Consider the following 12,137-nt stretch of genomic DNA (forward strand, 5'->3'; position numbering starts at 1 on the left):
CCTACCGTGAGGTCAGCAGACGTCCCGCGTTCCGCACGACGTACCGGGCGACGTTCTTGCCGAGCGTGATCCCCGCCCCGTCGGCCGACCGGGTGTGGATACCGGAGAAGCCCCGCCGGACCGGGCGGCCGCTGCTCGTCGCGTACATCAGCCCCGTCCCCATGTCGTACGGCCCCGGGACGGCCGTCGTTCCTGTGGTGGAGCAGGAGGCCGATGCCCTCGCCTGGCCGCGCGCGGAACTCGCTGACACGCTCCCCGCAGCCACGCCGGCCGGACTGGATGTCCGTGTCGCCGCCTGCACCGGGGATGCGGCCCGTGAGCTGGCCCGTCTGGCGGATGAGCACCAGGCGGCGCGCTGGTGCTCGGCGCTCCGGAGCACCGGCTGCACCACCTCATCGGGTCGGTATCCGCGTGGATGGCCCGCCACGCGCACTGCCCCGTCGTCATCGTGCCCTGACCTGGTCGGCACGGCAGGGGAAGCCGACCGCAGCGGCCTTCCGGGGGCAGGAGCGGGCGGCGCGCCATTGCGGCCTGCTCCCGACCAGGTGAGCGCGTAGGGTGACAAGGCAGGGCGGCGTGACCACAGCGCCCGACGGCGCCGGGAGGAAGCACCATGGCGCACAACCCGTGGCAGCAGCGGGGTCGGGGCCAGGCCGGGGACGGCGTGGCCGCGCGGCCGCCGCAGCGTGCTCTGGACCGGCACCAGCTGCGGCACCTGCTGGACGGGGTCGTGGCCGTCAGCGCCAACCTGAATACCCGCACCGTGCTGCACCGCATCGTGGAAGCGGCCACCGACCTCATCGCCGCGCGCTATGGGGCGCTGGGCGTGCTCGACGAGAACGGCAGGGTCATCGACCTGATCACCGTAGGCATCGACGACCCGCACCTGTGCGCTGCCATGGGCATGCCGCAAGGGCACGGCCTGCTGCACACCATGGTGGACGACCGGGAGTCGTTGCGTGTGGCGGATGTAGCCGCGCACCCTCGTTCGGCCGGTTTTCCGCCCGGCCATCCGGTCATGCGGACTCTGCTGGGCGTTCCGCTCATAGTGCGCGGCGCGGTCTACGGTGACCTCTACGTCGCCGACAAGACGGACGGCACGCCGTTCGATGACGACGACGAGGGCCTGCTGACGGCGCTGGCCAGCGCCGCCGGTGTCAGCCTCGAAAACGCCCGCCTGTACCAGCAGCTCAAACATGCCGCCGAGCACTTCCAGCGTCGCATGCTGCCCGTCCTTCCCGACCTGGCGCCGCTTGAGGCTGCCGCCCGCTACGAGCCCGCCTCCGAGCTGCCCAGGCTGGGCGGGGACTGGTACGACGCCATGGTCCTGCCTGATGGCGCGACCTATGTCGTGGTGGGCGACGTGACTGGGCACAACGTGGAGGCCGCCCCGCTGATGGGCCAGATCCGCAACATGCTGCGGGCGATCGCCCTCGACCGGGGCGGGCCGCCCGGCCTGGTGGTGTCCCGCCTGGACCGCGCTCTGACGATGTTTACGGATCCGCCCACGGCCACCCTGGTGCTCGGCCGCATCGAGCGCGGCCCTGAAGAGGGCGGGCCGTACACCTTCGGCTGGAGCAACGCCGGGCATCTGCCGCCGCTGCTGGTCGGCGCGGACGGCAGCACCCGCTATCTGGCACCCGCCCGGCACGGGATCCCGGTGGGCATCGAGGCGTCTGTTCCCCGGTTCAGTCACGAACAGCCCCTCCCGCCCGGCAGCACTCTGCTGCTGTTCACCGACGGGCTGGTCGAGCGCCGCGACCAGGACATCGACACCGGGCTGGCTGACCTGGCCGAGCAGGCTGCCGGCCTGGCCACGGCCTCGCTGGAGGTACTGTGCGACGCTCTGATCAGCCGGAGCCGGCAGATGTTCGACGACGATGTCGCCCTGCTCGCCCTCCGCACGCCCTCCCACGGCCCGGCGCGGTAAGAGATGGCTCGTGGGCAGTGGGCCCGAAGGGAGGCGGTCAGGCTGGCAGCAGGGTCCGCAGGGCGTAGGGCAGGATGCCGCCGTGGCGGTAGTAGTCGGCCTCGGTGGGGGGTGTCGATGCGTACCCGCGCGGTGAAGCTGGTCGTGCCGGCGGGGCCGTCGGCGGTGATGGTGACCCCGCGCGGCAGCCCCCCGGCCTCGGTGCCTGCCAGGCGGCGGATGGTGTAGGTCTCCTCGCCGGTCAGACCGAGGGGTTCGCGGCTGTCTCCGTGACCGAGGCCCCCGCCTCGGGCACCCCGGCTCCCGCGGCCGAGGTGACGCCCGCGCCGTCCCCGGCTGAGCCCGGCAGGGTTGCGACCTCCCCGCTGGCGCGGCGTATCGCCAGCGAGCACGGCATCGACATCACCACCGTCCCCGGCAGCGCCCCCGGCGGCCGGATCGTCCGCGCCGACGTGGACAAGGCCATCGCCCGGCACGAAACCGAACAGGCCCCGGCCGCCGACGCTGCGCAACCGGCCGCACCCAAGCGGAAACAACCCTCCGTGCGGCCTTGGCCGACCGCCGAGGACAGCGAGGCGGTCCCGCTCAGCACGGTGCGCCGCCTGACCGCGCAGCGCCTGGCCCCCCCCCGGTCCCATTCGGCGAAGCGGCGCATCCGTCAGTCGGAGGAGGGATGCGGCCAATGCTTGAGGCTACCGGGCGAGGGCTCGGATTGCGTCGCTTCCGCTGCTGAGGGGTAGATCTCGAAGCTCTCGCGCATGCCGCTCAGGTCGAAGATCTTCAGTATCCGGCCGGAGACGCTCGCGATACGCAGCGATCCATCGTGTTCACGGATACGTTTGGTGATCGCCACGATCACGCCCAGCCCCATCGAATCCATGAAGGTGACGAAACCCAGGTCCAGGACGAAGTGGCGGTGTCCCTGATCAAGGAGCTTGATCACTCCTCCCCGGATCATAGGGGCGGTGTGGAATCCACCTCACCGTCGATCTCGACAACACTCCAGCCGTTCACCACGTCGTAGCTGACCATCATGCTCTCGTGCCGGATGATGTTCGTTCGCATTGCCATCCCTCCTCACCTCTGCGGACGGCGCACGATGCCCAGCACGATGCGGCGGAGACGACCGGCCCGTCCCCGATCACCGCCTGCGCAAGGGAGAGTGCGCGTGCACGGCGGTGACCGCCACCGCCGACGTCTGACGTGCTTGTCAGCGGCTCTTGGTCAGCCACTCGGCGAGAACGGCGGCCTGGCTGTGGTCCACATCCTTGGTGGCGGTCAGCAGCATGAGCTTGTCGTGCGCCGCCACCTCACGCAGATGCTCGGCCGCCTCGCGGTGCCCGGCATCGCGCAGTTCTGCCAGATAGCGGCGGCGGAACTCGGTGAAGCGGCTGGGCTCATGGCCGTACCACTTGCGCAGCTCGCTGGAGGGGGCGACATCACGCAGCCACTCGTCCAGATGCGCGTCCTCCTTGCGCATGCCCCGGGGCCACACCCGGTCGACCAGCACCCGCTTACCGTCCTTCGGCGCCGTCTCCTCGTAAACTCGGCGATAGGTGATCTGCTTGGCCATAACGGTGCCCTTCCAGATCGGTCGGCCGCCCCAGCCTTGAGCGGGGTGTGCAACTCCGTGCACTGCCGCGAAGCGGATGGTCCCGACTCGCCCATTTTATCGGGGACAGCTCATGCGAACCGGTCGGGATCCTGGCGGGTCAGCGCCACCAGTGGCGCCCAGGTGCAAGGGACGGCGTCCTGTACGCGTAATGACGAGGAGCACGAGGTGTCCAGCAGACGTCCCCCGCCCGAGTCACCCGATTTTCCCGCGCGGACGGCTCCCCGGGTGAGCTCCCCGGGCGAACTGGACGCGGTGGTGGCCACCTGCCGGGCCTGCCCGCGCCTGGTGGCCTGGCGCGAGGAGGCCGCCAGAGTCAAGCGCAGGGCGTTCCGGCACTGGGAGTACTGGGCGCGTCCCGTACCCGGTTTCGGCCCGCCGGACGCGGCGCTGGCGATCGTGGGTCTGGCTCCGGCCGCGCACGGCGGCAACCGCACCGGGCGGATCTTCACCGGTGACCCGTCCGGCGACGCGCTGTACGCCGCCCTCTACGACATCGGACTGGCCTCCCAGCCCACGGCCACGCACCGGGGCGACGGGCTGGAGCTGTACGGGGTGCGGATCACGGTACCGGTGCACTGCGCCCCGCCCGACAACCGGCCCACCACCACTGAGCGCGACACCTGCCGCCCGTGGCTCGCCCGCGAACTGGACCTTGTGCACCCGACCCTGCGGGCCGTCGTGGTCCTCGGCGGCTTCGCCTGGCAGGCGCTGCTGCCCGTGCTGGCGGACGCGGGCTGGCGGCTGCCCCACCCCCGCCCGGCCTTCGGCCACGGCGCCGAAGCCCTCCTCACCGACGCGGCCGGTGAACAGCACGTGCACCTGATCGGCGGGTACCACCCCAGCCAGCGCAACATGTCCACCCGGACTTTGACCCCCGCCATGCTCCGCGACGTGCTTCACCGGGGCGCCGTAATCGCCGGGCTGCCACGGGAACGGCAGCACCCGCAGGCCGGCACGCCCTCCTGACACGGTTGGTTCTGATCCCCAGTGTGAGGGGCTGCCGTTTGTCCAGGCCGGGGAGGCATGGGCGGCTTGGTTCACCGTGCGACTCCAGTTATTCCTGGGTGTCCGTCGCCGGCCGAAGGGTGCCGGCTGGGCAGTCGGTAGCGCAGGAACAGATAGGACGCCCGCCGTCGGGCGCTGATCAGGCCGGCTGCCTCGTGCCGCATCGGGAGCAGCTCGAGCCCGGCGATCAGCCCGTCACGGATGCTGCCTTCGCGGCCGGCCGGCACGGGCGAGAGAGTCAGGAACAGCTCGTTCAGGATGCCGGCGCCGACGAGCTGCCCGACCAGGCGCGGGCCTGTCGCGGAGAGGATCGTGGCGTGTCCGCGGGCGCGGATGGTGTCGAGCACTCGCGGGAGGTGACCGGACGAGGGGTATTCCGGGCCGAGCGCCACCACTCCGTCGAGCGAGGCGACGAAGTTGGTATACAGGCACGGTTCGGGGAAGCCGAGATCGCCTCCGTAGAGCGCGGCCAGCGCCGGCGGCAGACTCCAGTGGTGCAGCCCCGCCTCCTCGTACAGGCGTACCAACGGCTCGGCGTGGGGCACCGGAGCCGTGGGAGAGGTGTCAGGTCCGGCCACGGCCGGTGTTCCTGGGCCCGCACAGGTCGAAGAACTCCGTCCTCAGCTGGTCCTCGGTGTCGTAGGTGCCGCGCCAGTAGGTGGTGCGGGTGCTGGACTCGATCTCGCGGACGCCGCGCATCTGGGTGCACAGGTGCACCGCCTCCACATGCACGGCGACGCCGTGCGGCTGGAGGATGCGTACCAGCGCGTCGGCCAGTTGCTGGCCGATGCGTTCCTGCACTGAGAAGCGGCGGGCGAACAGCCGTACCAGCCGGGTCAGCTTGGACAGGCCCAGGATGCGCTCGTGGGCGATGTAGCCGACGTAGACGGTGCCGAAGAACGGCAGGCTGTGATGCTCACAGAGCGCGAAGAACGGGATCGGCCCCTCCACCACCTGGCTGATGCGGCAGTCCGGGCCGCCGCGGCACTCGGTCGGGAACGCGGTGACCAGCTTCTCGTCACCCTCGTATCCGCTGGTCGCCTCGAACAGCGCGCGCAGGAAGCGACGCGGGGTATCGGCGGTTGAGGGGGAGCCGACGGGCATCCCCAGCGCGGTGAAGATCTCCCGCATGTAGCCCTCGAACTGCTGCCACTGCTCGGGAGCGATGCGCCGGGGGCGGACGGCGGCCCATTCCTCGCTGTCGTATCCGATGTCGTCGCCGGCCAGGCCGCCGACCTTCGGCGCCTGGCTGGGTGGCTGCTGTTGGTCACTCACCTGTCGTCACTTTCTGGTGGAGGTCTGTTCGCCCGCGGCCGTCCTGACTCCGGCACGCTCGGGCCGGGATCATGGCGGTCGCTCTCGCACCGGCCGTCCGTGCGCTGCCGTACTCCGGCTCCTTGATCATGCAGTGACCGCGGTGACGGTGCACCCCGGGACCGTCCGCGCCACAGATGGGTGTTTGCCCGGTTTGATCAGTGTCTGCACGGGCTACCTACTGACTTCGGCGAATTAGGGTCCGTCCGGTCTGTCGAGATCGAGGCCCGTTCCGGCGAGGAATCCACCGAGGACACCATGCCTGTACTGGAGCGCCTCGAGCCGTCTGCGGAGTAGAGTCTCCAGTTCGGTGAGGGTGCGGGCGGCCACGTTGGCCAGGCTCCGTTTGATGTGCGCCCACAGGGCCTCCACCGGATTCAGCTCGGGCGCGTATCCGGGCAGCAGCACTATGGTCAGCCACTCGCGCTCCGCCACGAGCGCCTTCATCGTCTTGGAGATGTGGGTGTTCAGCCGGTCCCACACCACGATCAGCGGGGCCTTCAGCAGCTGGTGGGCGCCGTCGAGCAGGCGGATGTAGTCGCTCTCGTCGAGCGAGCGGCGCTCGCCCTTGCGGCCGGTATGCCGACGCAGCCGGTAGCACAGGCGGGCGGGCAGGCCGGTAGCACAACAGCCCGGCCACCGAGAGCCGCCCCCGGCTGCGGCCGGACACCTTGACCCTCGGGGTGATCCCGCGCCGGCTGCTTGGGCGGACGGCCGGTCACACCCGCTTCGTCCTCGCAGTAGATGAACGCGCCGGTCGCCGCCCGCGTGGTTTTACCTCCCGCCAGGTCGCCTCCCGCCAGGCGGTGACCGCGTCCTCGTCGCGTTCGGGGCGGCTGGCCGGGCGGGCGGGCATGGCCCGGCGCCGCCTTGGAATGCAGGGCCTCCTGCCGTCCGCCTTCCAGGCACGGCGCTACTGGTAGACGGACTTCTCGCTCACCCGTAACTCCCGGGCGATCCACGGAACTTTCACGTCCTCTTCGAAGAGGTCGACGGCCCGCATCCGTACCTCTTCACGGCGCTTGCGCTGCTCGGCGGTCAGCCCGCCCCCGCCCGGATACCGCATGCCTCCGGCGTACCACCTCGGGCAGACCGCGTCACCTGCTGTTGGTCGAGAACCCGGTTGCGCAGGACCGTCCAACTCACTTTCAGTACCGCCAGTTTTAATGGTCAGCATCGGCTGGTGGGTACACCGCGACGTCTGCCGCGAGAGCACGCAGATCGCCGAAGAACAAGCCCAGGAACAGCTCTGGGCTCTCGTCGATCAGCTGAACGAGGGTGTCGTTCCCGTTCGCAGAAGCGCCGTGCCGTACGAGGTCGTCGCGAGCGGCCGGCGCTCCGCTGTCGCCTACGGCGGAGGCATGGACGCCTTCGATGTGATCGCCGCCGTCGCCTACTTCGCCGTCCGAATCGCGCTGCGGCCGGTCGAAGCCATCCGCGTCCTCACCGCCTCGGTCACCGGGAGCGACCCCCGCGAACGCGTCACCGTCCCCGCCACGGGACACGAGATCACCGCCCTGGCCACCACCATCAACACCACCCTCCAGCGCCTCGACAACGCCGCCGCCCAGCAACGCCGCTTCGTCGCGGACGCCGCCCACGAACTACGCAGCCCCCTCACCACACTGCTGGCCGGCCTGGAAGTCGCGCTCGCCTACCCGGAACGCACCGACTGGCCCGCCGCGGCCACCACCGCCGCACGACAGACCCGCCGCCTCCACGCTCTCGCCGAAGACCTGCGGGTGCGTACCTCCATGATGAACAGCGTGTAGAGCCGCTGTAGGCCGATGGTGTCGACATGGAAGAGATCGGTGGCAAGCAGGCCGCTGGCCTGGGCTTTGAGGAACGCGGCCCACTCACCGCGCGCCGGTTGGCGGCGCGGGGCGGGACCGAGACCGGCGGCACGCAGCACCCGACGGACGACGGCGGGCTGACCTTGTGCCCGAGGCGGCGCAGTTCGCCGTGCACGCGCCGGAAGCCCCAACGGGGATTCTCGGCGCCGAGCCGGATGATCAGGTCGCGGATTTCCTCCGGCAGGGGCGGCCGCCCGGTAGACGGCGACTGCGTCCACTTCTGCTTCACCAGACGCTGGTGCCAGGCCAGCAGGGTGCGCGGTGAGACGATCCGGCGTTCGCGCAGGATCAGTATCTCCGCGTTATCTCCGCGTTCTTGGCCGCAGAGGATCGAGACGTCAGGAACAGCCTCATTTTGGAGCGCTACGGGGCCACACCGTGCCCTGCGGCAGCCCAGAAGGGCACAAACTGGCCCCGCGGTCACGTCTCATCGTCGTCCTCGACGTCGAGGTCGTTGCTCAGATTCTGCAGCAGACCGCCGGTCATCAGCGCTGCGGGCATACAGAACTGCCCCGCACGGCGAAGGACAAGCTGCTCCAGCCCGCCCAGGGCGAGGGCATCGGCCCGACCGGACCAGCCGTTCCCGCTCACCGGGACCGTCGTCCACGCGTGGCTGCGCAACATGGAGGCATTCGGCGAGATCACCACGGTGCCCATGTGGCCGCCGCGGAACGGAGAGCAAGCGGGCAGGCGTGGCTGGGGCCTTGAAGGTGAGGGGGATGCGGGCGCTTGCCCATCGCTCTGGCGCCACTCCGACATGCGCCGCGTACGCGTCAGATGTTGCCGAAGTGTCCAACCGGCTCGCCGGTCACCGCATGCAGTCCTTCGCGGCGAAGAAGCTCACCACTCCGATCGACGACGGTTGACAGAGGATCGGCGGCAACTTCCCCGAGGCGGTGAAGGCACCTGAACGAGGGCGAGGACGGACGGCTATGGCGGCTTGCACCTGTGCCGACCCGACCGAGGGGGCAAATAGTGCATTTCACCTCCTGACGGGGCGCCTCCATAGTGACTTGAAGCGAGCAGAACCAAACGCGATTAAACAGCGATCACCAATCGCCAAGAACATAAGACCCTCTGGGGACCTCCTGTCAAGGCGGTCGTTCGACGGGGCGCGTACGCGAACTGCACCAAGACGGCCGCCCGGAAGCCGGCGCCGCGTCCCACAGGGGCTCCACATGTTCGGCCTCAGGGGCGACAAGGACGCTTCGGAGGGGCGGATGCGCTGGTCAGATGCAGTTTTGCGCCGCAGGCAGGGCGTCGTCCGACGCCTGACTCCCCGCTTCTCGCCGAGGGCGCGTGGTTGAAGGAAACCGTGCGCACACCCTTGACGCGCCGTCTCTGACTGCGTAGACAATGACCGCGCGGTCATACAGCTGACCTTGATGGTTCCCGCGTTCGGCCAGAGGAGACACCATGACACGAGTGGTAGGACGGGGCGGGAGCCCCACCGTGCCGCGCAGTGCTGATGTCGCCCAACTGGCCGGCCTCTCACGCAAGACCGTGTCCAGGGTCCTCAACGACGAGCCCTATCTCTGCGACGACGTACGGCGACGCGTCATCGAAGCAGCCGAAGAATTCGCCTCGAGCGGTGGCGGCAGGGGTCGGCGCCGATCTGCTGGCGCGGGCCGCCACGGACCACCTGCTCGATCTGGGGCACCACACCGTCCACCACCTTGCCGGACCGCTGCGCCGGTACGCCGCCAAGGACCGTGTCGAGGGATGGCGGGCAGCTCTGGCGGCACGCGGCAGGCACCAACCGCCATGCGTCGAAGGCGACTGGTCGGCCGCGTCCGGTTACCCAGCGGGCCGCAAACTGGCCGCCGACCCCGGGGTGACCACGGTCTTCGTCTCGGGCGACGACATGGCAATCGGCCTGATTCCACGCCCTGACAGAAGCCGGTCGACGCGTGCCCCACGACGTCAGCGTCATCGGCTTCGACGGCAACCTCGTCTTCGCCTACGTCACCCCACCCCTGACCACTGTGCGCCAGCCATTCGCCGCCGCAGCCGGGGAAGGACTCAAGCTTCTCGTCCGCGCCGTCGAAGAGCCCGACACCCAATTGCCACCGGCGAGCGACCTACCGGTCGAACTCGTCGATTGAGCCTCGACTACACCCCCCATCCTCCTCAGTTGGTCAGCGCACGTCATCGTCACGTTCTCACCCATCACGACGGTCATAGGCCTGATCAAGCTACTGACATTGCGTCAGCTCCCACGCAGGCGAGCAAGCCCCGCCGGCAAGAGGAGGCTGGCACACCCGGAAGAGCCCATGCCGCACGTCATGGGTTCGTCACCAGATCAGCAGGCGCGCTCGCCTCCCACATCTCCCGGAAAGGTCGAACTACCTTGCCTCAATCCCGACGTAACTTCGTCGTAGCCTCTGGCGCGGCCGCCGCCGCATCCGTCCTCGGCGCTTCTCCGTCATCCGCGGCGACCCCCGCCGACGGCGCGTCAACGACATCGTCGACCGCGGCTGACACCGATCTCATGCGGCTTCCCGACATGCCCCTGCACGACCCGTTCATCGTCGCCGACAAGAAGACTCGCACCTACTACCTCTACACGTCCAACGACCGGTCGGTCTCGGGTGTCGCCGGCACCGGCACGATGGTCTACCGCAGCCACGACCTGCGCGCCTGGAAGCGCCCCGTCGTGGTCTTCCTCGCCGCCGAACAGAAGGGCATCTGGACGACCGACGGCGGATGGGCGCCGGAGGTACACGAGTGGGGCGGCAAGTACTACCTGTTCACCACCCTGCACAACCAGAACAAGCCGCTTCCGATACCACCACCCAACCAGTGGGGCACGCCGTTTCCGATCGGGAACTACATGCGCGGCACGACCATTGCTGTTTCCGACTCGCTGCTGGGGCCCTTCACCGTCCTCGACCCCTCACGCCCCGTTCCGCCCGAGAACCTCATGACCCTCGACGGGACCTTGTACGTCGACCCGTCCGGGCAGCCCTGGATGGTGTACGCGCACGAGTGGCTGCAGACCATCGACGGAACCATGGAAGCGATCCGGCTGGCTCCGGATCTGTCGAAAACGGTCGGCGACCCGACCTACCTGTTCAAGGCCTCGGACGCGTTCTGGACCAGCGAGCAAATCCCCAGCGGCGTACCGAACCAGCTCCCGCCCTACGTGACCGACGGCCCGCAGCTTTACCGCGGCCCTGACGGCTCCCTGATCATGCTGTGGTCGACGTACGAAAAGAACTTGGTCAACAAGGACGGCACCATCGGCGGCCGCTATGTGCAGACCTATGCCGTCTCGAAGTCCGGCAACATCAAGGGGCCATGGAGCCAGCGTCGGCCGCTGGTCCGGAACGACAGCGGTCACGGCATGCTGTTCCACACCTTCGACGGCCAGCTGATGATGGTCCTCCACCGCCCCTTCAACAACGCGCGCGGGAAGCTGTACGAGATGCAGCTTCTCGGCCACGAACTCCGGGTGCTCCGCCAGCGTACCGATCTCGATGGCGGCGGGTGACGCCCCCGTGTGACCGCTGGCTGTCGGTGGACCCGAACACCTGGCGCCTCGCCCGGCCCGCAGCGGTGGTTCGCCGCCCGGGCCAGGCTCGGATGCCGGTGCGCGGTCCTCCGGCACGCAGCAGCCGCCCGTAGTGGAGGCGACTTGGCCATCGGTCTGATCCGCGTGCTGACGGACGCCTTCCTGCTCGCGTTGTCCAAGCCCGTGTCCTCGGCTGCGACGACAGCCCGCCTCCCCTGGGTGACCCATCGCCTGACCTAGACGCGTCAGCCGTTCGACGCTGTGGCGCACAAGGACTTCGCCTTCTGGTGCAGGCCTTCAAAGAGCCGGACGGGGAACTGCAGTCGGTGAACGACCCGCCGGTCGAACGCATCCTCGGTGCCTCGACAGCGCCACCGCGCTCCGGAGGGCCCCGGGGCGCGGGCGGCGCGCGGCCTCCCGCTTGCGCGGCGGGGCGCACGCACCCCCTGTCAGCGGAGGGACCACCAACCATCAACTGATCACTTTTGATCGGCCGCGCGGCACAACGCTCGCGGCCGGGCGTACGAGACCGCCTTGGCTCACTCGGCCGCCGGCCCGCGGCCGCCACCCGCCGCCACGGGGAGGGCACATCACATACGTCGCATCGGTGCCGGGCCGAAAGCCTCGCGCGGGCGCTGGCCGAATGGCTGATGCCCTCCGCGATCAGCGGCTGACGCGAGCTGCGGGAGACCGTCACCGCGACGACCGGGACGAGCCCAGAGGGACACCGCGCCATGTGATCCATAACTGGAGCTGGGAGCCGGCCGACGTCGCCGCTCCGGTGGAGCTGTCCGACGTCCTGGACGGCAGTTGCATCCCCGCAGGCACGGCGCTGGAGCTCGGCGCGTGGAACGTGCGGACGTTCGTCACCGCAAACGCGCCGACGGCCTAGGACGAGGGTCGTCG

15 protein-coding genes and 2 pseudogenes are annotated in these 12,137 nt (G+C 69.6%); 8 read left to right on the forward strand and 9 right to left on the reverse strand.

What is annotated here, in order from left to right; translation table 11 throughout:
* Position 1 precedes the first annotated feature (1 nt).
* Positions 2 to 148: a hypothetical protein gene (locus tag PV419_RS50470; RefSeq protein WP_319700826.1), complete on the reverse strand. Its 147-nt coding sequence runs from the start codon at positions 146 to 148 to the stop codon at positions 2 to 4.
* A 210-nt stretch (positions 149 to 358) separates the two neighbouring features.
* Here PV419_RS50470 and PV419_RS53655 point away from each other — a divergent pair, with 210 nt between their 5' ends.
* Positions 359 to 457, forward strand: a complete 99-nt coding sequence (locus PV419_RS53655; protein WP_415925550.1) for a universal stress protein — start codon at positions 359 to 361, stop codon at positions 455 to 457.
* 156 nt (positions 458 to 613) lie between these two features.
* Positions 614 to 1,930 (forward strand): GAF domain-containing SpoIIE family protein phosphatase, encoded by a 1,317-nt coding sequence (locus tag PV419_RS50475; RefSeq protein ID WP_319700827.1) that lies wholly within the window; start codon positions 614 to 616, stop codon positions 1,928 to 1,930.
* Positions 1,931 to 2,171: 241 nt separating this feature from the next.
* On the opposite strand, the gene PV419_RS50480 is transcribed toward PV419_RS50475, so the two are convergent.
* Positions 2,172 to 2,396, reverse strand: a complete 225-nt coding sequence (locus PV419_RS50480; protein WP_319700828.1) for a hypothetical protein — start codon at positions 2,394 to 2,396, stop codon at positions 2,172 to 2,174.
* Here PV419_RS50480 and PV419_RS53660 point away from each other — a divergent pair.
* Complete coding sequence (locus PV419_RS53660; RefSeq protein ID WP_415925554.1) at positions 2,332 to 2,670, forward strand: hypothetical protein; 339 nt, start codon at positions 2,332 to 2,334, stop codon at positions 2,668 to 2,670. The two genes, PV419_RS50480 and PV419_RS53660, sit on opposite strands and share 65 nt — an antisense overlap.
* On the opposite strand, the gene PV419_RS50485 is transcribed toward PV419_RS53660, so the two are convergent.
* Both PV419_RS50485 and PV419_RS50490 read right to left on the reverse strand, forming a co-directional pair.
* Positions 2,589 to 2,873 (reverse strand): STAS domain-containing protein, encoded by a 285-nt coding sequence (locus PV419_RS50485; protein ID WP_319700829.1) that lies wholly within the window; start codon positions 2,871 to 2,873, stop codon positions 2,589 to 2,591. The two genes, PV419_RS53660 and PV419_RS50485, sit on opposite strands and share 82 nt — an antisense overlap.
* Before the next feature lie 267 nt (positions 2,874 to 3,140).
* Positions 3,141 to 3,503, reverse strand: a complete 363-nt coding sequence (locus PV419_RS50490; protein ID WP_319700830.1) for a DUF488 domain-containing protein — start codon at positions 3,501 to 3,503, stop codon at positions 3,141 to 3,143.
* 207 nt (positions 3,504 to 3,710) lie between these two features.
* On the opposite strand from PV419_RS50490, the gene PV419_RS50495 reads away from it, so the two are divergent.
* Complete coding sequence (locus tag PV419_RS50495) at positions 3,711 to 4,511, forward strand: uracil-DNA glycosylase (protein WP_319700831.1); 801 nt, start codon at positions 3,711 to 3,713, stop codon at positions 4,509 to 4,511.
* 71 nt (positions 4,512 to 4,582) lie between these two features.
* Here the strand turns inward: PV419_RS50495 and PV419_RS50500 are convergent, their stop codons facing one another.
* The 4 genes from PV419_RS50500 to PV419_RS50515 all read right to left on the reverse strand — a co-directional run bounded on the left by PV419_RS50500 (position 4,583) and on the right by PV419_RS50515 (position 6,930).
* Positions 4,583 to 5,128 (reverse strand): hypothetical protein, encoded by a 546-nt coding sequence (locus PV419_RS50500; protein ID WP_319700832.1) that lies wholly within the window; start codon positions 5,126 to 5,128, stop codon positions 4,583 to 4,585.
* The gene (gene folE / locus PV419_RS50505; RefSeq protein ID WP_319700833.1) at positions 5,115 to 5,825 is read right to left on the reverse strand and encodes a GTP cyclohydrolase I; all 711 of its coding nucleotides are present in this window, start codon (positions 5,823 to 5,825) and stop codon (positions 5,115 to 5,117) included. Before folE ends, PV419_RS50500 begins: the two co-directional genes overlap by 14 nt.
* Before the next feature lie 234 nt (positions 5,826 to 6,059).
* Positions 6,060 to 6,350, reverse strand: a complete 291-nt coding sequence (locus tag PV419_RS53665; RefSeq protein ID WP_415925551.1) for a transposase — start codon at positions 6,348 to 6,350, stop codon at positions 6,060 to 6,062.
* A gap of 427 nt (positions 6,351 to 6,777) precedes the next feature.
* Positions 6,778 to 6,930 (reverse strand): hypothetical protein, encoded by a 153-nt coding sequence (locus PV419_RS50515; protein WP_319700834.1) that lies wholly within the window; start codon positions 6,928 to 6,930, stop codon positions 6,778 to 6,780.
* 100 nt (positions 6,931 to 7,030) lie between these two features.
* On the opposite strand from PV419_RS50515, the pseudogene PV419_RS50520 reads away from it, so the two are divergent.
* Positions 7,031 to 7,603 (forward strand): annotated as a pseudogene (locus tag PV419_RS50520) (histidine kinase dimerization/phospho-acceptor domain-containing protein); the annotation flags it as partial.
* 534 nt (positions 7,604 to 8,137) lie between these two features.
* On the opposite strand, the gene PV419_RS50525 reads toward PV419_RS50520, so the two are convergent.
* Entirely contained in the window at positions 8,138 to 8,374 is a 237-nt protein-coding gene (locus tag PV419_RS50525) for a hypothetical protein (RefSeq protein WP_319700835.1), read from the reverse strand.
* Positions 8,375 to 9,133: 759 nt separating this feature from the next.
* Between PV419_RS50525 and PV419_RS50530 the strand changes: the two are divergent.
* From PV419_RS50530 to PV419_RS50540, 3 genes and pseudogenes are all read left to right on the forward strand, one after another.
* Positions 9,134 to 9,822 (forward strand): annotated as a pseudogene (locus PV419_RS50530) (LacI family DNA-binding transcriptional regulator).
* A gap of 386 nt (positions 9,823 to 10,208) precedes the next feature.
* Positions 10,209 to 11,210, forward strand: coding sequence for a glycoside hydrolase family 43 protein (locus tag PV419_RS50535; RefSeq protein WP_319700836.1), 1,002 nt, complete (start codon positions 10,209 to 10,211; stop codon positions 11,208 to 11,210).
* A gap of 664 nt (positions 11,211 to 11,874) precedes the next feature.
* Positions 11,875 to 12,123, forward strand: a complete 249-nt coding sequence (locus PV419_RS50540) for a hypothetical protein (protein WP_319700837.1) — start codon at positions 11,875 to 11,877, stop codon at positions 12,121 to 12,123.
* Positions 12,124 to 12,137 lie beyond the last annotated feature (14 nt).

Source organism: Streptomyces sp. ME19-01-6, assembly GCF_033793745.1.
Lineage (GTDB): Bacteria > Actinomycetota > Actinomycetes > Streptomycetales > Streptomycetaceae > Streptomyces.

Excerpts from the sequence above, each read along its gene's own strand:
- PV419_RS50525 (WP_319700835.1), bottom strand. The coding sequence starts at position 8,374 with ATGGGCACCGTGGTGATCTCGCCGAATGCCTCCATGTTGCGCAGCCAC.
- PV419_RS50480 (WP_319700828.1), bottom strand. The coding sequence starts at position 2,396 with ATGGCCTTGTCCACGTCGGCGCGGACGATCCGGCCGCCGGGGGCGCTG.
- PV419_RS50515 (WP_319700834.1), bottom strand. The coding sequence starts at position 6,930 with ATGCGGTATCCGGGCGGGGGCGGGCTGACCGCCGAGCAGCGCAAGCGC.
- PV419_RS50470 (WP_319700826.1), bottom strand. The coding sequence starts at position 148 with ATGTACGCGACGAGCAGCGGCCGCCCGGTCCGGCGGGGCTTCTCCGGT.
- PV419_RS50475 (WP_319700827.1), top strand. The coding sequence starts at position 614 with ATGGCGCACAACCCGTGGCAGCAGCGGGGTCGGGGCCAGGCCGGGGAC.
- PV419_RS50540 (WP_319700837.1), top strand. The coding sequence starts at position 11,875 with ATGGCTGATGCCCTCCGCGATCAGCGGCTGACGCGAGCTGCGGGAGAC.
- PV419_RS50490 (WP_319700830.1), bottom strand. The coding sequence starts at position 3,503 with ATGGCCAAGCAGATCACCTATCGCCGAGTTTACGAGGAGACGGCGCCG.
- PV419_RS50535 (WP_319700836.1), top strand. The coding sequence starts at position 10,209 with ATGCGGCTTCCCGACATGCCCCTGCACGACCCGTTCATCGTCGCCGAC.